Annotated in this window: 24 protein-coding genes; 13 read left to right on the top strand and 11 right to left on the bottom strand. The window is 65.6% G+C overall.

The features are described 5' to 3' along the window. Both ABC319_RS18245 and ABC319_RS18250 read right to left on the bottom strand, forming a co-directional pair. On the bottom strand, window positions 1–735 hold a 735-nt coding region (locus tag ABC319_RS18245), incomplete at its 3' end, for an LppY/LpqO family protein (RefSeq protein ID WP_413071766.1). Between the two features lie 16 nt (window positions 736–751). Next, on the bottom strand, window positions 752–874 hold the full coding sequence (locus ABC319_RS18250; protein ID WP_267903937.1) for a hypothetical protein: 123 nt from the start codon (window positions 872–874) through the stop codon (window positions 752–754). A 94-nt stretch (window positions 875–968) separates the two neighbouring features. Between ABC319_RS18250 and ABC319_RS18255 the strand changes: the two genes are divergently transcribed. Together ABC319_RS18255 and chrA are read left to right on the top strand one after the other, a co-directional pair. Then, a complete protein-coding gene (locus tag ABC319_RS18255) occupies window positions 969–1,919 on the top strand; it encodes a chromate resistance protein ChrB domain-containing protein (protein WP_018251372.1) in 951 nt (316 codons plus the stop codon). Beyond that, window positions 1,916–3,325 (top strand): chromate efflux transporter, encoded by a 1,410-nt coding sequence (gene chrA, locus ABC319_RS18260; protein WP_018251373.1) that lies wholly within the window; start codon window positions 1,916–1,918, stop codon window positions 3,323–3,325. The genes ABC319_RS18255 and chrA overlap by 4 nt, the downstream gene beginning before the upstream one ends. On the opposite strand, the gene ABC319_RS18265 is transcribed toward chrA, so the two are convergent. Genes ABC319_RS18265 through ABC319_RS18275 form a run of 3 tightly spaced genes read right to left on the bottom strand, consistent with a single transcriptional unit; the run spans window position 3,322 to window position 4,900 of the window. Beyond that, on the bottom strand, window positions 3,322–3,672 hold the full coding sequence (locus ABC319_RS18265; RefSeq protein WP_018251374.1) for a DUF3147 family protein: 351 nt from the start codon (window positions 3,670–3,672) through the stop codon (window positions 3,322–3,324). The two genes, chrA and ABC319_RS18265, sit on opposite strands and share 4 nt — an antisense overlap. Next, the gene (gene dmeF, locus ABC319_RS18270) at window positions 3,672–4,613 is read right to left on the bottom strand and encodes a CDF family Co(II)/Ni(II) efflux transporter DmeF (RefSeq protein WP_018251375.1); all 942 of its coding nucleotides are present in this window, start codon (window positions 4,611–4,613) and stop codon (window positions 3,672–3,674) included. The genes ABC319_RS18265 and dmeF overlap by 1 nt, the downstream gene beginning before the upstream one ends. An 11-nt stretch (window positions 4,614–4,624) precedes the next feature. Then, window positions 4,625–4,900 (bottom strand): metal/formaldehyde-sensitive transcriptional repressor, encoded by a 276-nt coding sequence (locus ABC319_RS18275; protein WP_018251376.1) that lies wholly within the window; start codon window positions 4,898–4,900, stop codon window positions 4,625–4,627. A 180-nt stretch (window positions 4,901–5,080) separates the two neighbouring features. Between ABC319_RS18275 and ABC319_RS18280 the strand changes: the two genes are divergently transcribed. Genes ABC319_RS18280 through ABC319_RS18300 form a run of 5 tightly spaced genes read left to right on the top strand, consistent with a single transcriptional unit; the run spans window position 5,081 to window position 8,335 of the window. Further along, window positions 5,081–5,698, top strand: a complete 618-nt coding sequence (locus ABC319_RS18280) for a recombinase family protein (protein ID WP_018251367.1) — start codon at window positions 5,081–5,083, stop codon at window positions 5,696–5,698. Then, the gene (locus tag ABC319_RS18285) at window positions 5,695–6,336 is read left to right on the top strand and encodes a histidine phosphatase family protein (RefSeq protein WP_018251366.1); all 642 of its coding nucleotides are present in this window, start codon (window positions 5,695–5,697) and stop codon (window positions 6,334–6,336) included. The genes ABC319_RS18280 and ABC319_RS18285 overlap by 4 nt, the downstream gene beginning before the upstream one ends. A 44-nt stretch (window positions 6,337–6,380) precedes the next feature. Beyond that, window positions 6,381–7,028: a ParA family protein gene (locus ABC319_RS18290; RefSeq protein ID WP_018251365.1), complete on the top strand. Its 648-nt coding sequence runs from the start codon at window positions 6,381–6,383 to the stop codon at window positions 7,026–7,028. Between the two features lie 2 nt (window positions 7,029–7,030). Further along, on the top strand, window positions 7,031–7,327 hold the full coding sequence (locus ABC319_RS18295) for a ribbon-helix-helix domain-containing protein (RefSeq protein WP_126002747.1): 297 nt from the start codon (window positions 7,031–7,033) through the stop codon (window positions 7,325–7,327). Window positions 7,328–7,381: 54 nt separating this feature from the next. Then, entirely contained in the window at window positions 7,382–8,335 is a 954-nt protein-coding gene (locus tag ABC319_RS18300; RefSeq protein WP_018251363.1) for a replication initiator protein A, read from the top strand. A gap of 526 nt (window positions 8,336–8,861) precedes the next feature. Here the strand turns inward: ABC319_RS18300 and ABC319_RS18305 are convergent. From ABC319_RS18305 to ABC319_RS18320, 4 genes are read right to left on the bottom strand one after another with little or no spacing between them, the layout of a single operon-like run. Next, window positions 8,862–10,409: a type IV secretory system conjugative DNA transfer family protein gene (locus tag ABC319_RS18305; protein ID WP_133497067.1), complete on the bottom strand. Its 1,548-nt coding sequence runs from the start codon at window positions 10,407–10,409 to the stop codon at window positions 8,862–8,864. Continuing rightward, window positions 10,409–10,693, bottom strand: coding sequence for a hypothetical protein (locus ABC319_RS18310; protein WP_018251386.1), 285 nt, complete (start codon window positions 10,691–10,693; stop codon window positions 10,409–10,411). The genes ABC319_RS18305 and ABC319_RS18310 overlap by 1 nt, the downstream gene beginning before the upstream one ends. Next, on the bottom strand, window positions 10,690–10,917 hold the full coding sequence (locus ABC319_RS18315; protein WP_026189172.1) for a conjugal transfer protein TraD: 228 nt from the start codon (window positions 10,915–10,917) through the stop codon (window positions 10,690–10,692). The genes ABC319_RS18310 and ABC319_RS18315 overlap by 4 nt, the downstream gene beginning before the upstream one ends. A 16-nt stretch (window positions 10,918–10,933) precedes the next feature. Beyond that, window positions 10,934–11,260, bottom strand: coding sequence for a conjugal transfer protein TraD (locus ABC319_RS18320; protein ID WP_081614895.1), 327 nt, complete (start codon window positions 11,258–11,260; stop codon window positions 10,934–10,936). A gap of 171 nt (window positions 11,261–11,431) precedes the next feature. Here ABC319_RS18320 and traA point away from each other — a divergent pair, with 171 nt between their 5' ends. The 6 genes from traA to ABC319_RS18350 are packed head-to-tail and all read left to right on the top strand — an operon-like array spanning window position 11,432 to window position 20,128. Next, entirely contained in the window at window positions 11,432–14,344 is a 2,913-nt protein-coding gene (traA, locus tag ABC319_RS18325) for a Ti-type conjugative transfer relaxase TraA (RefSeq protein WP_026189171.1), read from the top strand. 12 nt (window positions 14,345–14,356) lie between these two features. Continuing rightward, the gene (locus ABC319_RS18330; RefSeq protein WP_018251383.1) at window positions 14,357–15,055 is read left to right on the top strand and encodes a DUF6118 family protein; all 699 of its coding nucleotides are present in this window, start codon (window positions 14,357–14,359) and stop codon (window positions 15,053–15,055) included. Between the two features lies 1 nt (window position 15,056). Beyond that, on the top strand, window positions 15,057–15,500 hold the full coding sequence (locus ABC319_RS18335) for a very short patch repair endonuclease (RefSeq protein ID WP_020493517.1): 444 nt from the start codon (window positions 15,057–15,059) through the stop codon (window positions 15,498–15,500). Then, window positions 15,466–16,653, top strand: coding sequence for a DNA cytosine methyltransferase (locus ABC319_RS18340; protein ID WP_229668350.1), 1,188 nt, complete (start codon window positions 15,466–15,468; stop codon window positions 16,651–16,653). Before ABC319_RS18335 ends, ABC319_RS18340 begins: the two co-directional genes overlap by 35 nt. Continuing rightward, window positions 16,650–17,483, top strand: a complete 834-nt coding sequence (locus ABC319_RS18345) for an Eco29kI family restriction endonuclease (RefSeq protein ID WP_018251380.1) — start codon at window positions 16,650–16,652, stop codon at window positions 17,481–17,483. The genes ABC319_RS18340 and ABC319_RS18345 overlap by 4 nt, the downstream gene beginning before the upstream one ends. Before the next feature lie 44 nt (window positions 17,484–17,527). Further along, a complete protein-coding gene (locus ABC319_RS18350; protein ID WP_037477229.1) occupies window positions 17,528–20,128 on the top strand; it encodes an AAA family ATPase in 2,601 nt (866 codons plus the stop codon). A 114-nt stretch (window positions 20,129–20,242) separates the two neighbouring features. Here the strand turns inward: ABC319_RS18350 and ABC319_RS18355 are convergent, their stop codons facing one another. Both ABC319_RS18355 and ABC319_RS18360 read right to left on the bottom strand, forming a co-directional pair. Beyond that, window positions 20,243–20,584, bottom strand: a complete 342-nt coding sequence (locus tag ABC319_RS18355) for a Rap1a/Tai family immunity protein (RefSeq protein ID WP_133497062.1) — start codon at window positions 20,582–20,584, stop codon at window positions 20,243–20,245. A 221-nt stretch (window positions 20,585–20,805) separates the two neighbouring features. Next, entirely contained in the window at window positions 20,806–20,964 is a 159-nt protein-coding gene (locus tag ABC319_RS18360) for a DUF1259 domain-containing protein (protein WP_413071767.1), read from the bottom strand. Window positions 20,965–20,970: the final 6 nt, after the last annotated feature.

A 20,970-nucleotide genomic window follows, 5' to 3' on the forward strand; every position in this document is an offset into this window, starting at 1 on the left:
CATGACCGGATCGACCTCGCTCGCTACCAGCACGAAATCGCCGGTGATCGCGGCCTTGCCGCCCCCGGTCGGCTGGAAGTTGATCGCGGTCGCGGTTCCCATCGTGGGCGGCGTGACCATACCGGCATCCATCAACCTTTCCGCGCGCGGGAAGCTGTATTGGAGGACGCCGCCATTCGGCTTGCCCTTGGCCCCCATCACGCCGTCAAGTGCGGCCGTGTTGAGATCGACGGGCGGCGAGCTGCCGGCCCCGGCTGAGGGCGGTTGCGAGTCCCTGGACGGCGCGGCGAGCGGGGTGCGGCTTTCCGCCAGCGCGGCGCGCAACGCGGTCGCGAGCTTCACCGGGTCGCCATGCCCGGCGATGTGCAGGTACATGGTGGCGGGCGCGGAGCGCAGCAGGTGATTGTGGAGCGCGGTGATCGTGAAGCCGCCGGCCAAGAGGCGGCTTATCACCGGGTTCACCTCCTCGTGCGTCAGCACCAGGTCGCCCATCACCATAGTGTCGTCACCCATCGGCTGGAACGCCGCCCAGGAGCCGAGCGCCAGTGCTGGCTTGATCGCCACGCCGTCGAGAGTGACGTGCAGGTCGGAGCGCGGGAAGCCGTAGCGATGGACACCGCCCGCCTGTTCGGTGCCCGGTCGGCCGAGCGCAGCATCGACCTTGTTCCAGTCGGGCGCGGCCCAGGCCGGGGCGGCGAGCGCGGCGAGAACGCCGGCCAGAAGGGGTTTCATCATCCAATCTCTCCTATCATCAGCGCCGGCACGGATAGGCTTCGCGCAACGCGACGGTCTCCCCGCGCTGCGCGTGCGCCGCGGTAGGAGCGATCCCGCCCGAGACGAGCAGCGCCAGCATGGTCCCGGTCAGACGTGACATCGCCCTCTCCTCGCGCGTTCGCCAACCCAAGCATGTCTATGGTTGCATGAACGATGATGCAACCGTTACACTCCAAAATCCGGATGATACAGTTATGACGAACGCCGAACCCAGCCCTTGGTTGCTGTTGATCCCGCAGCTTCCCGCCAAGCCCGCCTATTTGCGGGTGAAGGTGTGGCGGCGTTTGCAGGCGATCGGGGCCGCGCCGCTCAAGAACGCGGTCCACGCGCTCCCCAACCGCGCCGACACTCGCGCGCTGTTCGAGGATTTGCACCGCGAGATTGCCGACAATGGCGGCGAGGCGCTGATCCTAGAGGCGCGGCTGGTAGGTGGCATCGGTGACCCCGAGCTTCGCGGAACTTTCGACGCGGCGCGCGATGCCGATTACGAGGAGCTGGCGCGCGAGGCGCGGACCTTGGCGGAAGGCGAGTATGTTCCCCCCGGCGAGGTTCGCCGGTTGCGCCGCCGGCTGGACGAGATCGCCGCGATCGACTTCTTCGGCGCGCACGGGCGGCAAACGGCCGAGGCGGCGCTTGCCCCGGCGGAAGCCCGGGCGGGCCAGCACCCCGACGTGACCGGGCCGGGCGCGCCCGAGCTGGCCCAGGCCGAGCTTCGCGGGCGCACCTGGGTCACGCGCGTCCACATCCACGTCGACCGCATCGCGTCAGCGTGGTTGATCCGGCGCTTCATCGACCCGGACGCGACCTTCAAGTTCGTGGAGGGCAAGGGTTACGCCCCCGAGCCCGGCGAGCTGCGCTTCGACATGGCGGACGCCGAGTTCACGCACGAAGGCGACCGCTGCACCTTCGAGACGCTGGTGTTCCGCCGAGGGCTCGACGGCGACCCGGCGCTCGTCGCGCTGTCGGAGATCATCCACGACCTCGACATCGCCGACGACAAGTTCGGCCGGCCGGAGACGGCCGGCGTCAGCGCGCTGATCGAGGGGATATGCGCCGCCACGCCCGACGACCCCGACCGGCTCGCGCGAGGCGCGGGCGCGCTCGACGGCTTCTACGCCCACTTCACCAGGCGACGAGGAGAATGACGATGGAGGCGACCGCGACCGCGCCGATCGCAGGCCCGAGCCCGCGGGATCACGGCATCCCCTTCGGCGAAGCGCTGCGGGTCTGGGCCAAGGTTGCCGCCTTAAGCTTCGGCGGCCCGGCCGGCCAGATCGCGATGATGCACCGCGTGCTGGTCGAGGAGCGGCGATGGATCGGCGAGGAGCGGTTCCTTCACGCGCTCAACTATTGCATGTTGCTGCCCGGCCCCGAGGCGCAGCAGCTCGCCATCTACATCGGCTGGCTGCTCCACAAGACCAAGGGCGGGCTTGTCGCTGGCGCGCTGTTCGTGCTCCCCGGCCTGGTCGCGATCATGGCGCTGAGCTGGGTCTATGCGCTGTTCGGCAACGTCCCCTTTGTTGAGGCGCTGTTCTTCGGCTTGAAGGCCGCCGTGCTCGCGATCGTGCTTCAGGCCGTCGTGCGCATCGGCTCGCGCGCGCTGAAGAACAACGTCATGCGCGGGATCGCGGCGGCATCGTTCGTGGCGATCTTCTTCCTTGGCGTTCCTTTCCCGATCATCATTCTTGCGGCCGCCATCGCCGGCTTCCTTGGCGGGCGCGCACGCCACCCCGCCTTCATGGGCGGGGGCAGCCACGGTGCATCGGGCGGCAAGATCGTCCGCGATGCCGAAACCGCGCTTGGCGAGCACGTCCCCGACCACGCCCGCCCCAGCCTCGCATGGTCGCTCCGGATCAGCGGTGCGCTCCTCGCGCTGTGGCTCGCGCCGATTGCGGCGCTGCTCGCGTCAGTCGGACCGGGCAATGTGTTCACGCAGATCGCGCTGTTCTTCTCCAAGATGGCGGTGGTGACGTTCGGGGGCGCTTACGCCGTGCTCGCCTATGTCGCTCAGCAGGCCGTCGAAAACTACGGCTGGCTTCGTCCCGGCGAGATGCTGGACGGACTTGGCATGGCGGAGACGACGCCGGGGCCGCTGATCATCGTGACGCAGTTCGTCGGCTTCATGGGCGCGTTCCGGCAAGCGACCGGCTTGCCCCCGCTGCTCGCCGCCACCTTGGGGGGCTTGCTCACGACCTGGGTGACGTTCGTGCCTTGCTTCCTCTGGATCTTCCTGGGCGCGCCGTTCATCGAGAAGCTGCGCGGTAACAAGGCGCTGTCGGCCGCGCTCGCCGCCATCACCGCAGCCGTGGTCGGCGTGGTGCTCAATCTGGCGGTGTGGTTCGCGCTCCACACCCTGTTTCACCAAGTCCGCGCCCTGCCGATCGCCGGCAGGACGCTGGACGTGCCGGTGTTGTCCACCCTCGACCCGGCCGCGCTAGCGTTGACCGTCGCGGCCCTGGTCGCGATGTTCCGGTTCAAGTCGGGCGTGATCCCGACCTTAGGCGCGTGCGCTGCGGCGGGCGTCGCGCTTCGCTTGTCCGGGCTCGCTTAGAGCTGGAGCCCGAAGCGCGGCCCCACCCACGTCATCGCGAGGTAGAGCGCAACCGTGAGGAGACACCCCGAGGCGAGCGCCAGCCAGAACGGCGCGCCGCGGTTGAGCATCGCCGCAATGAGTAGGAACATCGGCAAGGACGGCAGCACGTACCAGAAGGTCGCGCCGGCATGGGCCGCCATGCGCGCCCGATCGTGCGTGTCGCGCCAGAGCCAGATCATGCCCAGCACCGAGACGAGCGGGAGCGAGGCGATCAGCGCGCCGAAACCGGGGCTGCGCTTGGCGATCTCCGACACGGCGACGATGATGACGGCCGATATGCCGGCCTTGAGAAGCAGGTAGAGCATCAGCGCACCTCGACCGTGAGGTGCGCCAGCTCGTGAACCGGCGCGAGCCGCTGGCGGACCAGCTCGCCATTCCGAACGCCGGCGACGCTGACGATCGCCGCGTGCGCTTCCGGTCCGACCTTCCAGACGTGCAGGTCGGTCACTCGGGCGTCGCCGGGAGCTTCGACCAGCTCGCGCACCTCGTCGGCGACATGCGCGTCGGTGCGATCGAGCAGGACGGCGGCCGTGTCGCGCATCAGGCTCCATGACCAGCGGGCGATGACGACCGCGCCGACGATCCCCATGACCGGGTCCATCCAGACCCAGCCGAGATACCGGCCGGCGAGCAGCGCCGCGATGGCGAGGACCGAGGTGAGCGCGTCGGCGAGGACATGAACATAGGCCGAGCGGAGGTTGTTGTCGCCGCCGTGAGAGCCGTGGGCGTGCGCATGATCGTGCCCGTGGTGATGATCGTGCCCGGGCCCGTGCCCGTGATGGTGGTGACCGCTCGAGAGCAGAAAGGCGCTGGCGATGTTCACACCTAGGCCGACGACGGCAATGATCGTGGCCTCCCCGAATGCGACCGTGATGGGCTGAAACAGGCGCAGCACCGATTCCACCCCGATCCCGAGCGCGATCAGGCCGAGCACCATGGCCGAGGCGAAACCGGCGAGGTCGCCAACCTTGCCGGTGCCGAAGCTATAGGCCGGGTTGCGCGCGTGACGCTTGGCATACGCATAAGCCGCCGCAGCGACCGAGAGCGCGCCGGCGTGCGTCGCCATGTGGAACCCGTCCGCGAGCAGCGCCATCGAGCCGGTCAGGTATCCGGCGATGATTTCGCCGACCATCATCACGGCTGTGAGTGCGACCACCCACAGGGTTCGGCGGGCGTTCTCGTCGTGCGAGCTGCCCAGGAAAACGTGATCGTGGGCAAAGCGGTCGATTTCGGAAGCGGTAGGCATCGAGCACAATCCTACTTGGCGTAACGGCGGATCACCGCCAGCAGCTCGTCGGCTCCGTGGGCGCGCTCCTCGTCCGTCAGCCCCGACCGAGCAACGTGCGCTTCCAGGTGTTCGGCGATAATTTCGTCCATCAGCCCGTTCACCGCGCCGCGGACGGCCGCGACCAAGTGCAGAACCGTCGCGCAGGAGTCGCCTGACGTGAGGCCGCGTTCGACGGCCCCGACTTGGCCGGCGATACGACGCACGCGTGCGATCAGGTCGGCGTTGGAACCGGAGAGATGAGCCATATACCCCCCTCCCCTATGCCGGGCAGATCGCAAGAACAACCCGGCGCATTACCGCTGTTCAGAAAACGGCCGTTTGATGCACACCATCGGCAGCAGCAGGAAAGCTGGCGTTTCGCGGCATTGAATTGTTCAATAACCCGTGCGAAAAACTGCGATCAGAAAACCCCTGTCGCAGGTTGAATGTTGAACATGGCTGCCACCCCCCTGCCCGGCCAGGCTGGCACACGTCGGATCGGATATGCGCGCGTGTCCACCGCCGACCAGGACCTCGCTCCGCAACTTGACGTGCTGCGCGCCAAGGGATGCGAGCCGATCTATTCGGAGCACGCATCCGGCAAGCACGCCGACCGGCCCGAGCTGGCGCAGGCGATGAAGGCCTTGCGTGCCGGCGACACGCTGGTGGTGTGGCGGCTCGACCGGCTTGGCCGATCGCTCCCGGACCTGATCGCGACAGTGAACGAGCTGGCAAGCCGCGGCATCGCGTTTGAGAGCGTCACCGAGGCGATCGACACGACCACGGCATCAGGCAAGTTGGTGTTCAATATCTTCGCCAGCCTCGCTGACTTCGAGCGCCACCTTATCGGCGAACGTACCCGTGCCGGTCTGGCGGCAGGGCGCGCCCGCGGACGCATGGGCGGGCGCCCCCCTGCCCTCACCTCCCGGCAGCTCCGCGAAGCCCGGTTGCTGTTGACCGACCCCGACGCGACCGTGACAGCCGTAGCCGAAAGGTACGGCGTGAGCCGCACGACGCTCTACAAGGGATTGCGGGAGCTGGCGGACAAGGAGGCGGCGGCATGAGGGCCGTATTCATCCGTCACGGGCAGAGCACCGGCAACGCCGGCGTGCCCTGCCATGACCTCGCATCCATCGAGCTGACCGAGCTGGGATGGCGTCAGGCGCGGGAGGTAGCGCGGGCTTGGACCGAGACGCCCAGCCTGATCGTGACCTCTCCCTATCTTCGCACCCGTCAGACGGCCGAGGCGACGATCCAGCGCTTTCCGGTCGTCCCGGTGGAGGTGTGGCCGATCGAGGAGTTTACCTATCTCCAGCCCTCCCAGTGGAACGGCACACGCAGCAGCGAGCGAATGCCCCATCTGGAGCGGTACTGGACCGACGCCGATCCCGCCTATTGCGACGGGGAGGGTGCGGAGAGCTTCGGGGCATTGCTTCGCCGTGCTGAAGCGGTGCTGGCACGGCTTGCCGCCCTGCCCTCCCCCGGCCTCGCCTATGTGTTCAGCCACGGGCAGTTCATCCAGGCGGTGCGTGCGGTCGTGACAGAAAGCACGCTGGACGATCGTGGCAAGATGCTGGGCTTCTGGCGAAAGGGTGAGCCGCCTGCGATCGGCAACGCGGAGCTGGTGCACTTCGCATTATCGGATGCAGGTTGGAGCCACGAACCACCGGGCGCGAGTCACAGCAGGGTTGTGCCATTCTGATATTGTGCATAACGTCACAGTATCAGAAATGAAGGTGTGCACACGTGCAGATTATCACACTTGCAGCGCAAAAGGGCGGAGTCGGTAAAACGACGCTGGCAGTAAATCTTGCGGTCGCCGCTCAGGCGGCCGGGATCAGGACGGCGCTGTTTGACCTTGATCCGCAGGAAAGCGCAACGGCGTGGAGCGAACGGCGTGAGGCCGAGCTGCCCCATGTGGAGCCGATCAGCGCGCGCCGGCTCGACCAAGCGATAGATGCTGCCGAAGCAAACGGGTTTGCTCTGACCATCATCGACACGCCACCGGCTGCCGGTGCGGAAGCCGCAGCCGCAGCCCAGCGCGCGGACCTCGTGGTGATCCCTTGCCGTCCCTCGCTTATCGACCTGGATGCGATCAAGCGGACTGCCCAACTCATCACCAGCACCGGGCGGGCAGGCGTTGTTGTGCTGAACGCCGCTCCCCCAACTGCGTCCACATTGCTGGACGACGCGCGGACACTTGCCGAAGCGACCGGCCTCCGGGTTGCGCGCACCGTTCTACGAGAGCGTAGCGCCTATCGTGCAGCTTGGCCCTACGGGTTGGGCGTCATCGAGCATGAGCCAAAAGGCAAGGCTGCCCAAGAGGTTGCAGCCTTGCAGAAGCACCTCCTTGATGATTTGATAAATTGCACACCTGCAAACGTGAAGGCTTGAACATGGCGAAGCGGACATCTCTGTTGGCCCCGGCAGTGGCGCCACAAACCCGTCGCGAGGCAGAGGCGGATAATTCGCCGATCGCAACTCCGGTGTCGTCGGCGAGCAGCGCCCGATCGAGCGGGAAGCGGCCAGGCAAATACCATCTCGGTGCCTATTTCGACCCGGCGGACCCCACGGCCGAGGCCTTCCGGGTCTTGGCGGCACGAACGAGGCGCAGCCATCAGGACCTTCTCGCCGAAGCGATCAGCGAACTGGTCGCCAAGTACGATGCTGATCGGCAATTTGGCCGTGCGTGATAGTGTGCACACCTGCACATCCCCAAGTGTGCAGGATGGCAGGATTGATGCTGCATGACCAAACGCCCGAACCCTAATCCTGAGTTCGACCTGTTTATCCCGCTGATGGGCGATCTTCCGCTGAAGGACCAGCGGGAGACGATGGAGCGGCCGTTCTTCTCGCTTCAGAAGCGCAAGCGGGTGAAGCCGATCGAATATAGCAGTCCGGATGGCGAAACGTGGGTGAAGATCGAGGCGATCCCGGCATATGGCATGGCGACGATATGGGACGCCGATATTCTCATATGGGCAGCCTCGACACTCAACCGGATGCGGGAGCAGGGGGTCAACGATCTTCCGCGGACGCTTAGAACCACGTCCTATGACCTGCTAAGGGCGATCAAGCGCGACACTAGCGGCCGGGCCTATCAGGAGTTGCAAGCCGCGCTCCAGCGGCTTCAGACGACCTCCATATCGACGTCTATCCGTGCGCCGAAGCGGCGCACCAAGGCCGGCTTCAATTGGCTTGACAAGTGGACGCTGGAGGTGGACCCCGACACGGATCAGCCCCGGGGCATGACAATCACCCTATCGGACTGGGTCTATGAGGGCATCATGGGAGAGCGGTCGCTGCTCACCATGCACCAGGACTATTTCCTGCTGACTGGCGGGCTAGAGCGCGCCTTGTACCGCATCGCACGCAAACATGCCGGCAACCAAAAGGGTGGGTGGACGTGCCGGGTGGAGGTGCTGCGCGACAAAACCGGCAGCGACAGCAAGCCCAAGGAGTTCAACAGGATGCTTCGCAAAGTCGTGGAGGCCGACCAGCTTCCCGATTACACTATGGAGATGGCAGCCACGGCAGACGGCAGCCCTGCCGTGTTGTTCCGCCTACGCGGCGAAGCCGAGGCACTGGCGCTGGCCGCTAGGTTGGAGGCCGAGCAAGAGCGGCGGAGCCGAGTCGAAGCCGATCGACGCCGCGCGGCCGAGGTGGACGATCTTATGGACAAGCTCGCTCGCGGGCGCTGACTATCGTGGTTTCACACACCGGGGTGCCACGAGGAAACTCATAGGCGCTCCAAGCTGGCGCTCCACACATAGTCAGGCAGCCGTATTCACAGTCTAGATCGAACTTAAATTGTCGTGGGATCACACACCGAAGCGTCGTGGGATCACACACCCTACTATCGTGGGATCACACACCGAATCACGTGGGATCACACACCGGGGGTTCCCGGAAGGCCGCAGGAAACGTGGGTTTTTTGGCCCATTTTCCAGCCTTAACCTTCTTAACGATTCCTATTTAACAGAATCTCTTAACCCACCAGCACTCCGCACCCGGATAGCTCGAAGACATTGCGGAATTGACCCTACGGGCCAATGCGCCTTTGTTTCGTGCCGGCTATCGCCGTCACAAGGGCGGCCTATCGGCCGCAGGCTTCCAGGAGAAGCAAAGCGGATCGGGCGGTGTGTGCCTGTCAGCGTTAGGCCCGGCGGACAGGGCAGGTCAGGCGATATCCCAAAGCTCACCGTTGCACCTTGCCGGTGTGTACGATCACGCCGGATCGAACAGGCGGGCGAACTCGCGCTGATCGTAATAGCGGATTTTCTTCGCCCAGAGCGGGCGTTCGCCCTGCCGCAGCAGCAGAAGGGTGTCGGCGGGCATCCGCATGATTTCGTCCGGTGTCACCAGCCTGCGCGCGGCGACGTGGCCGCTGACGCTGGTGGAATGGTCCGGGCTGTCGAACCAGCTCGTTTTCTGTGACGTGCTGGCGGTCTCATATTCGATCGTGGTGTCGCCGATCGTGCGCGAGAGCATGTCGGCCGTCGCATGATCGTTGACCCCGAATGTCTGGACCACGCCGGCATTGGACAGGAAGGTGCCGGCGCGTTCGCCATAGAGCGCGCGGAGCTGGTGCATGTCCTGAAGGATCGGCCAGAGCTGGAGGCCATAACCCGCCATCAGCCCCATCGCACGTTCCACCGGCTCCAGTCGGCCGAGGGCTGCGAACTCATCGAGCAGGAACAGCACCGGGCTTGCCGGGCGGGCAGGGGATCGCGCCATGTCGGTGACGGCCTGCCCGACCAGCAGCCGCAGCCAGCGCGCATAGGTGTCGAGCCGATCGGGCGGGAGGCACAGGAACACGGTGCCCGGCCGCTCCTTCAGGTCCGCGAACCGGAAGTCGGATGCCGAGGTGCTGTCCACCAGGCGCGGGCTGTCCATGAAGTGGGTGTGGCGCTGCGCCGAGGAGAGCACGCCCGCAGCCTCCCGGTTCGACTTGCCGAGCTGGCGATTGGCGGCGCGCGCGATGAGGCCGCCGGCGCTGGTGCTGGCCTGCATGTCGGCGAGCAGCGTGGCGAAGCCGGCGGGATCGCGGGTGAGCTTGTCGCGCACGGTCGCCAGCGTGACGCGGGCAGGGGGCTCGTGGACGACGGTGTGCAGGATCACGCCGGCGATCAGCGCCTTGGCTTCCTCGTTCCAGTGTGCCTCGCCCGATTGCCCCGGTGCGTCATGGACCAGCGCATCGGCGATCGTCTGTGCATCCTCCGCCAAGTCGGGGCTGGTCGGATCAAGCCACGCCAGAGGGTTGTAGCGGGCCGTGGGGCGCCCCGAGACGCCGAAGGGGTCCAGGCACCACACATCGCCCTTGGCGGCCCTCGCACGGGCTGTGACGCGGGCATTCTCGCCCTTGGGGTCGATGCAGACCACCGAGCGGTCCAGCGTGAGCAGGTTGGGGATGATCGTGCCGACGCCTTTCCCTGAGCGGGTAGGGGCCATCGTCAGCAGATGGGCGGGTCCGTCGTAGCGCAGCAGCTTGCCGCCTTCGATGGAGCGGCCGATCAGAAGATCCCCGTTTCCCTCAAGCCGGCGCACGTCTCCCCGATCGCCGAAGCGGGCCGAGCCGAGCAGCGAGCTGCGCCGGTTCGCGGCGCGGCGATTGACGCGCCAGGCCAGGAACAGGATCGCGCCGGCCAGCAGGAACGGAATGTCGGTGGCAATCTCGCCATAACCGAAGATGCCCTTGAGCCAGCTATGGCTGGCGAACAGCACGACCGCGGCGACGAGCACCGCGAACAGCGGGCTGATCCGCCGGCCGGGCATCAGCCGGCCCGTTCCAGCGGCGTGATCGCCAGCCCCGGATCGGCGTTGGGATGATCGTAGAGCTTGAGGATGATTTGCGTGGCGAGGGGAGGGGGCACGGCCTCGTCGCGAAGCATGTCGAACAGCGCCTCATCCTCCGCGTTCAGGTCCATGCCCTCGATGGCGAGATTGGCGCGGGAGTCCGCGTCATCCTCGCGCCACATCGCGGCTTCCGCAGGCGTGCCGCGTACATAGTCGAGCGCGCGAACTTCCGTCCGGAGAGCGTCAAGGTCGAGCGTCGTCATGCCACCGTCTCCTTGCCTTCCGCTTCCGCGTCAAAGGCCCGCTTGCCGCGTCGCTTCCAGAGCGCCACCATATCGCTGGCATCATCGCCGCGAGCGCGTCCGACCAGTTCGAGCAGCGCACCGTAAATGGTCGCGCGATCGTCATCAGCAAGATCGACCAGACCGGCCTTTTGGACGAGGCCGCCCAGCTCGATCAGGTGGCGGGTGCGTTCGCGCCGTTGCACGACCCAGCCCCGCGTATCAGTCCGACGCCGTGTCGCTTCCAGACGCTGGATCAGCGCCTGGTTGCGTGCCAGCGCTGTCACGGTTGCCGCCAGCAGTTCGCCCACCTTTGCGCCCGCGCCGCTGAAAGAAAGCCGCGCCCTTCGATCGCCACGCCTCCTTCGCTTCCGCGTTCTGTGAGGCGACGGCATCGAGTAGCACGCCGGCGAGTGTTTCCATGTCGAGTGAATCGGCACCCGTGGCGGTGACGAGCTGGCCGAGTTGTTCGACCCGGCGCGCCTTCAGACTACGCGCCTTGTCCTCCAGCGCTTTCAGCTCCGCGTTATAGTCCCGCACCTTGCGCATGGTGCTTCCTTTCTCCGCGTTTTTGACCGCAGCAGCCTAGCAAACCTATAGGGGAGGGCAACCCACATCAACAGCCAGCACCGAGTCAATCAGGAGATGCGAAGCAGATCATGAGTGCGCGCTTATACGTCGTTGCCGACGTGCGCTAAGAAGTGCATCATGCCGGTCGCGATGGCGATCTATCATTTCAGCGCCAAGGTCATCAGCCGTGCGAACGGCTCCAGCGCCGTTGCGTCCGCTGCCTATCGCTCCGCATCCGAGCTGCACGATGCGCGGCTTGGACGCAGCCACGACTTCTCCAACAAGGCGGGCGTCATCCACTCCGAAGTGCTGCTGCCGAAGGACGCACCGGAGCGCCTGTTGGATCGGACGACGCTGTGGAACGAGGTGGAGGCAGGAGAGAAGCGCAAGGACGCGCAACTGGCGCGTGAGGTAGAGTTTTCGATCCCGCGCGAGATGAACGAGAAGCAGGGCGTGCAGCTCGCTCGTGACTTCGTGGAGAAGGAGTTCGTGAAGCGCGGGATGGTCGCCGACCTCAACGTGCATTGGGACAAGGCCAAGGATGGCAGCCCGAAGCCGCACGCGCATGTCATGCTGGCGATGCGCGAAGTTGGGCAGGAGGGGTTCGGCAAGAAGGTCCGGGACTGGAACTCGACCGAGCTGTTGAAGGGCTGGCGCGAAGCGTGGGCGGCGCATGTCAACGAGCGCATGGCGGAGCTGGGGCTGGAGGGGCGGATCGACCACCGTTCCTATGAAGACCAGGGCATTGCGCTGGAGCCGCAGCACAAGATCGGCCCGGCAGGAATGCGCCGGCTCGACCGCGGCGAGGACGCCGAGCGTGCCGAGGATCACCGGCGCATCGCGCGGGAGAATGGCGAGAAGATCGCGGCCGACCCGCGCATCGCGCTCGACGGCATCACACGGCAACAGGCGACCTTCACCACCCGCGATCTTGCTGCGTTCGCCTTCCGTCATTCGGATGGCAAGGAGCAGTTCGACCAGGTGATGGCGGCGGTGCGGGCCAGTCCCGAGCTGGTGGCATTGGGCAAAGACGGGCGCGACCAGGAGCGGTTCACGTCCCGCGAGATGATTGCGACCGAGGCGCGTCTGGAGAAAGCCGGCGACGAGCTGGCGCGGCGCGACGCGCATGGTGTGTCCGACCGGCACCGTGCCGGCGCTCTGGAGGCTGCGGAAGGACGCGGGCTGGTCCTGTCGGGCGAGCAGCGCGATGCCTTCGACCATATCACCGAGGGCCGCGGGCTGGCGTCGGTCATCGGCTATGCCGGCACGGGCAAGTCGGCGATGCTGGGCGTTGCGCGCGAGGCTTGGGAGCGCGAGGGCTATCAGGTGCGCGGCGCCGCCCTGTCCGGGATCGCGGCCGAGAATCTGGAGGGCGGATCAGGTATCCGGTCCCGCACCATCGCCAGCCTTGAACATGGTTGGGCACAGGGCCGCGACCAGCTCACGCGCAACGACGTGCTGGTGCTGGACGAGGCGGGCATGATCGGCACCCGCCAGATGGAGCGGGTGCTGTCCCGTGCCCGCGACGCGGGCGCCAAGGTGGTGCTGGTGGGCGATCCCGAGCAGTTGCAGGCGATCGAAGCCGGCGCGGCGTTCCGGTCGATCGCCGAAGCGCACGGCGCGGCCGAAATCACCGAGGTTCGCCGACAGCGTGAAGGCTGGCAGAAGGACGCGACGCGGGCACTGGCGACCGGCCGCACGGGCGAGGCGATCCACGCCTATGGCGACTGCGGCATGGTCCACGCGGCCGATACGCGCGAGCAGGCCCGCGCCGAGCTGGTGGAAGGCTGGGATCGCCAGCGCCAGGCTGATCCCGACCAGACGCGCATCATCCTCACCCACACCAATGCCGAGGTGCGCGAGCTGAACCAGGAGGCGCGCGGACGGGTGCGCGCGTCGGGCGGGCTGGGCGAGGACGTTGGCGTCACCGTCGATCGGGGCGCGCGCGACTTCGCGGCCGGCGACCGCATCATGTTCCTGCGCAACGAGCGCTCGCTTGGCGTGAAGAACGGCACGCTGGGCACGTTGGAGCGGATCGACGGCGGGCACATGGCGGTACGGCTCGACGGGGGTGGGCACGCTGCGTTCGACCTCAAGGACTACGCCGCGGTCGATCACGGCTATGCCGCTACCTTCCACAAGTCGCAGGGCGTGACTGTCGATCGCGCGCACCTCCTCGCGACGCCGGGCATGGACCGGCACAGCGCCTATGTCGGCATGTCGCGGCACCGTGACGGGGTGCAGCTCCACTATGGCCGTGACGACTTCGCCGACTTGGCGAAGCTTGCCCGCACGCTGTCACGCGACCGCGCCAAGGACATGGCCGGCGACTATGCCGTGCCGTCCGATGAGGACAGGGCGCGCAGCTTCGCCGAGCGGCGGGAGATACGCTGGCCCGAGCGGGCGCGGGAAATCGTCCATCAGGTCCGCGACAAGGCCAAGGATATGTTCGCGGGTTTTCGGCCCAAGCCTGCCGCCACGCCGGAGAAGGCACCTACCCCGGATCGCACCGAGGCGGCGATCGGCGGCAAGCCGGACCAGGCCAGGGCAATTGAACGCTATGCGCGGGCGTCTGCCGATATAGGCCGGATGCGCGCGCAGGATCTGCCGGTGCTGCCGCATCAGGAGAGCGCGTTGCGCCGCGCCGGCGAGGCGCTGGATCAGGTGCGGCCTGATGGCGCGCGCGATCTCGCTTCCGCGTTCCGTCGCGATCCCGGGCTGATCGGGCAGGCGGCCGGGGGCAACACAGGCGGTGCGGTGCGCGCGATGGCCGAGGAGCGCCGGGTGCGGCTCGACCCCGGCGCGCGCGCTGACCGGTTCGTGGAGAGCTGGCGTGGGCTGGCGCGCGAGCGGGCAGGCGGCGACCAGGCGCGGGTGGAAAAGGCTACCACGCGCATGGGTGTGATGGCCGAGGGGCTACGCCGCGACCCCGAGCTGGCGAAGGCGCTGGAGCGCCGTGCGCCCGAGCTGGAGCTAAAACTGGAGCGCGGCCGAAGCATCGAGAGATCGCTGGAGCAGTCGATCGGGATCGGCCGCGAGCGCGACAGGGGCATGAGCCGATAAGGGGAAGACGTGATGGCGGATGAGGAAGGGCCGAGTGAAGCCGCGCAGGCGTTCCAGGAGCTGCGCGCCGAGGTGACGCTGATGCGCCGTGCCGTCGAGCGTCTGACGGCCGAGCGCATGGAGGTGCCCGAGCCGCCCGACTATTCCGAGACGCTGGGCGTCATCGCTAACAATATCACCGCCACCGCGCAGCGCGTCGATATGCTGGTCAAAAGCCCTATGCTGGCGATGACGCCCGAACAGTTGGCGGGACGGATCACCGCAGCGGCGAGCACGGCGCGCCAGGAAGACCGGCAGACGATCGCCACGGCGCGCACCGGCCTGGAGGACGTGACCCGCCAGCTTCACGGCTACGTCGTATCAGCGCGCCGGGGCGACGAGCAGAACCGCTGGCTGATGTGGAGCGCGATCGGCGGTGTGGTGGTCGGGATGATGTTGTGGGCGGTGTTCGCCGGCATCGTTGCCCGCGCCGTGCCCGCGAGCTGGCAATGGCCGGAGAAGATGGCGGCGCGCTCGCTCGACCTGCCGATGTGGGAAGGCGGCCAGCACCTCATGCGCGCCAGCGCGCCGGACGCTTTCGCCAACATCGCGGCAGGCGATCGGATCGTCACCGCTAACCGGCAGGCGCTGGAGGCGTGCCGGAAGCGCGCGGATAAGGCGCGAGAGGCGGTGCGCTGCACGATCAAGATCGAGCCCGAGGCGAGGCGTTAGGGTGGCGGACACTCTCACCCCGGCAGGCCGCTCCGAGCGCATGAGCCGCATTCGGGGCAAGAACAGCAAGCCCGAGATGCTGGTGCGCCGCATCGTGCATGGCATGGGCTACCGCTATCGGCTTCACGACAAGCGTCTACCCGGTAGCCCCGACCTTGTGTTTCGCGGCCGGAAGAAAGTCATCTTTGTCCACGGATGTTTCTGGCATCGTCATCCCGATCCGAATTGCAAACTGGCGCGAATGCCAAAATCCCGGCAGGATTTCTGGGGACCGAAGCTGGAGGGCAACCGCGATCGAGACGAGCGCAATCGTGCGATGCTGGACCGAAAGGGCTGGCGGGAGCTGGTTGTTTGGGAATGCGAATGCGGGCAAACGGAACACTTGAAGAACAAAATACGTGGATTTCTCGATGACGACCAAGGAAACGCCCATGCGGGCCATTGAGCTATTCGCCGGCGCCGGCGGGCTGGGCATGGGGATCAGCAAGGCGGGATTCCGTCCCATGCAGGTGGTCGAATGGGATCGCTGGTGCTGCGATACGATTCGAGAGAACCGCAAGGTAAAGGCGGGTGGTATTAGCCATTGGCCGTTGCCGACCGAGGGTGACATTCGAGCCGTCGATTTTCGACAGCACGAAGGCAAGATCGACCTTGTGACGGGTGGACCACCTTGCCAGCCATTCTCCCTTGGCGGGAAGCATCGAGCACATGCCGACGCGCGCGACATGTGGCCGGAAGCTGTCCGGGTTGTGCGCGAGACGCGCCCGCGCGCGTTCGTGTTTGAGAACGTGAAGGGGCTGACCAGGGCGAGCTTCGCCACCTACCTTGCTCATATCGTCCACCAGCTCACCTATCCCGAACTCACGTTGCGGCCGGGCGAGACGTGGATGGAGCACATGGCGCGCCTAGAGCGTCACCACACCGCCAAGGGCGGTTCGGACGAGCTGCGTTACAACGTCGTGTATCGGGTGCTCAACGCAGCCAATCACGGGGTGCCACAACGGCGTGAGCGTGTCGTGTTCGTCGGCTTCCGCGCGGACCTTGGCATTGAATGGTCCTTCCCGGAGGCAACCCACTCGCTCGAAGCGTTGCTATGGGAGCAGGTACGAACGGGTGACTATTGGGAGCGGCACGAGATCGCCAAGCGCGACCGGGTGCTTGATCCACGCTTCCGCGCCCGCGGCATGGCGCTGTTGGAGAAGCCGGCGGACAAGCCGTGGCTGACCGTGCGGGACGCGATCGGAGACCTTCCTGATCCGGAGCTTCAGCCGGAACTCGCGGCTGCCTGCCTCAACCATCGATTCCAAGGTGGCGCCCGCAGCTATGTGGGCCACACTGGCAGTCCGCTTGATGAACCAGCCAAGACGCTCAAGGCGGGCGTCCACGGTGTCCCGGGGGGCGAGAACATGCTGCGTCGCGCCGATGGAAGCGTGCGCTATTTCAGCGTCCGAGAGAGCGCCCGGCTACAGACCTTCCCTGACAAGTACCGCTTTCATGGCTCATGGACCGAGTCCATGCGCCAGCTCGGCAACGCCGTCCCGGTGAAGCTCGCGCAGGCCGTTGGAGAGAACGTGGCGAGGCATTTGACCGCCGCATGAGCCGTAAACCCACACCCGCGCCGTCGCCGATCGCCGAACTGCGCGCGAATCTCGACCAGCTCATCGAACAGACGACCTCGACCACCCTGTCGGCGCCGCGGCGACGGACGCTTGAGAAGGAAATCCGGGGTGTCATCGAGGAGCTAGGCTCTTTTCTGAACACGCTGGACCCGATCCGGCAGCCTTCGGCGGTGTTTGATCCCAGCAATCCCAAGGTGGTGGGGCGGTTCGTCTCGCTCGCGCTGGTCGCGCAGCAGCGTCACCCGTTGGCCGAGATACCGCGCTTCTATGGCTCCGGCATCTACGCCATCTACTACAACGGCCCATTTCCGCTGTATGCGCCCATCAGCGGAAGCGAGACGCCAATCTACGTCGGCCAGGCCGCGCCCGCGATCAACAATGCCCGTACCCCGCTGGAGCAGGGGCCGCGGCTTTGTGGGCGTCTTTCAGACCACCGTAAGAACATCGGTACGGCCATCACCACGCTCGACCTTGCCGACTTTCAGTTCCGATCGCTGGTCGTTCAGAGCGGCTGGGAAACGGCGGCCGAGGATTACATGATCCATCTGTTCCGGCCGATTTGGAACAGCGAGACGAGCATACTCTATGGCTTGGGCAAGCATGGAGATGACGCGACCACCCGAGCCAATAAGCGCTCGCCGTGGGACACGCTCCATCCCGGCCGGAAATGGGCGGAAAAGTCCAAGGAAGATGCCAAATCGCCGGCAACGATCGAGACGGAGCTAAGCCGGCATTTTGAGGAGCACCCGGTATTTCCGGACCTTGAGCATGTGCTGACCAGCTTTTTGGACGAACTGCGTCAGGTGTAATCAACAGAACCCAATTGGGGGAGATCGAAGGGGCGATCACAACAATGAGCGAAGCACAGGCACTCGCGAACATCGTCACTTGGTCGGAGGATAGTCCTGGCTGGCAGCGTGACGCGCTTCGTCGGTTAGCTACAGGACATAGCCTCGCCGACCATGATGTCGATGAGTTGGTTGCCATCTGCAAGGGCCAGGTAGCGGCCGACCCCGTGTCTGCTGACAACTTCCGTGATCCCGCCCGCATTCAAGGCCAAGTCAATCTCCGCCGCGTCCATGGCGTGAACCACGTTAATGCGCTGGCGCCCGATCAGCGGTTGGCCTTTCAGCCGCATGGCCTAACGATCATCTATGGTGACAATGGATCAGGCAAATCCGGCTATTCGCGTATTCTGAAAAAAGCTTGCCGTGCCAGGACGCCCAATCGCGAAGACATCATCCCCGACATTTACGAGGCTGTTCCCGGCATTCCCACGGCAACGATCGACTATACAATAGGCGGCGCTGAACATTCCTATGTGTGGCGGCTTGGCACTCCAGGCGATGCCGCGCTCACCGCCGTCAGCGTCTTCGACTCTCGTTGCGCCAATATCCACGTCGAGGAAACGAACGACCTCGCCTATACACCCTTCCCGCTGAAGCTGCTGGCCTCGCTCGCGCAGCTCTGCAGGTCGGTGAAGGACAAGCTCGCTGGCGAGATTTCAACGATCAAGGCTCGTACGCCGCAAGCTATCTCGGTGCCGACATGCAGCCCGACAAGCGAGGTAGGCCGTCTCCTCGCCGGCTTGGCCGCAGGTACTGATCCCGCCACGGTGGAAGCCCTAGCGACCTTGAACCAGGGCGAGTTGGATCGCCTCGCCCAGATTACCGCTGATCTCGCAGGTGATCCCGCGCGTGCCGCACGTCAGCTCGCCGCGTTGAGGACAAAGATCGATAACCAGGTCGCATCATTAGACCGCCTGTTCAGCGCCCTCGCTCCGGCAAATGCTGAAAGGCTGCGTCAGCTTGCCACAGCTAGGGAGGCGGCTCGGGAGGCGGCCATAGCGGCATCAGGAGCCCTGTTTCGGGACGAGCCCTTGCCGGCGATCGGCGGCGACGCATGGCGTGGGCTATGGGAAAGCGCTCGGACCTATTCCGAGCAGGAAGCATACCCAGGCCAGCCGTTTCCGGCGATCGAGCCGGGTGATGTGTGCGTTCTGTGCCAGCAGGAACTCGCGCCGGAGGCGGCAGATCGCCTCGGTCGCTTTGAGGCATTCGTTCGTGACGATAGCCAGCAACGTGCCGAGGCAACGCGCGTCGCGCATGAGGATGCCGTGACGACGTTCCGCAGCAGCGGGCTGAGTGGTTCGGATGCGCGCGCCATTGTCGCGACCATACGTGACGAGCTGCGCCAGGATGCTGTAGCGAACGATCTACGCCGAAACTTGGTGGAGGCTCGCTGGCGTCACCGTTGGATCGCTCGCCGCCACGCCAATCCGGCACTGGTGCTTGAGGCCCCCATCCTCGCCTATGACCGCCAAGCCATCATCAATCTCGCGGCGGAAGTTGAGGCCCGGTCCGCCGCGCTCATCGCCGAAGCAGGCTCGCCGGTCCGTGCCGCTTTGATCGCCGAGAAAGCGGAGCTTACCGATCGCCAGTGGCTGGCCGGCGTTAAGGACGACGTGCTTGCGGAGATCGCACGTCGCGGTGAGATCGCGCAGTTGGAGGTAGCGCAGCGCGCGACCACGACCAATCGTATAACGGGCAAGAGCACCGAGATCGCGCAGGCGCTCGTCACAGACGCACTTCGCGCGCAATTTGCGGTTGAGGTCGCGAGTTTTGGGATAGCGAACCTAGCCGTCGAGTTGCGCCAGCAGAACAGCGCACAAGGCATTCCCCGCTTCAAGGTGGCGCTTGTCAGGCAGCCCAGGGCCGCTGTGGGTGAGGTCTTGAGCGAAGGGGAGCATCGCTGTGTTGCTCTAGCGGCGTTCATGGCCGAGCTGGCGACCGCCGGCAATCAGTCCGGGATTGTCTTCGATGATCCGGTGTCATCGCTCGACCATATGCATCGAGAGGCTGTGGCGAAGCGTCTCATCGATGAAGCTTCGCGCCGGCAGGTGATCGTGTTAACCCATGACCTCGCTTTCCTGTTCGAGTTGGAGCGAGCCGCCCAAGAGGCGCAGCCACGTCCGCAAGTGTCGATGGGATCAGTGTCGCGGGGAGCGGACAAGGCTGGATTTTGCCGCAACGAGCCCCCTTTCAAAGCGCGCCGCGCCGTCGAAATCATGGGCGCCCTTACCCGCCAGCTCGCAAACGAACGGCGTCATTTCGAGCAAGGCGACGAGGATAATTGGCGCGTGACCGTCAAATCGATCGCCGGTGTTCTGCGCGATACGTGGGAGACCGCCGTTGAGGAAACGGTGGGGCATGTCTTGCGCCGGCTATCCTACAAGGTCAGCACGGGCGGCCTCATCAAGCTTACGGTGATTAGCCCTGCCGATTGCGAGGCCATGCGCGATGGTTTTGGACGATGCTCCGAATTGCTTCACTCATCGGCGAGAGAGTTGAATCGTCCCCTGCCCCGTCCCGAGGCCTTAGCCGCGGAGATTGACGCACTCAATCGTTGGGCGACTGACCTTCGCCAGCGTCAGGATGCAGTTAGGCTCCCCTAAAGATGACAAGAGCTTGCGGTTAGCCTGTTCAGAAAACGACCGATTGTTGAACAGGCTGAGCCGAGTGTCTTGCCACGATCAAGGCGAAGTAGCTGAGAGCTTTAGGGGAGCCTGTTAGCGGTTCACTTGCCCCGGACACGGCCAAGCCGAACTCAAGGCCTGTTCGGCCCCCGCGACCATGTGGACACTCTGAAAATAGCTGTCCCGTTCCGCCCAGCGCAGATAGGCCGCACGCAAGGCCGCACGATCATCGCGCGGCGCGCCGCACTCGGCCTTTCGCGCGACGATCATCATGTCCAGCACGCCTTGGAGATATGCTCCACACCTCTGCTCCGCGGCGCGGCAGCTCGCGAGAAGCGCGGCACCTTGCATGTCCGACTGTTTGGTTTGCGCCAGCGCCGGAGCATGAGGAGCGACCGCCCCCATCAGCGCCAAGATCATGGTTGCACGTTTCACCGTTTTCGTCCTTTCCGAACCCGGCTGGGCCGGGTGAAGGGGCGCGTCCGAGCTTAAGGTGCTGACACGCCTCAATCGCATTTTCATTCCTCGCTACCGAGCACCTGGCCTTCGGGCGTCACGAACAGCTCGACTGTCTTGCCAGCGCTGTTCCAGTTGCCCATCGGGCCGTGGTCGGGGTCGGGCGGCGATGACGGCCCGAAAAGCCGATCGCCTGATCGTCAGCTTCGTTGCAGGTTCATTTTGTCAAGGGCAGCGCGCAGGCCGCGGGCGAGCTTGGCTGCATCCTGGTTCGCCCAAAAGTGCATGAAGAACAGGCGCGGCTCGTCGTTCAGCATGTGATTGTGCAGTGCCGTAACTTCGATCCCGCTGGCGCGCAGCGCGCG

The organism is Sphingomonas phoenicis, assembly GCF_047238005.1.
Classification (GTDB): Bacteria; Pseudomonadota; Alphaproteobacteria; order Sphingomonadales; family Sphingomonadaceae; genus Sphingomonas.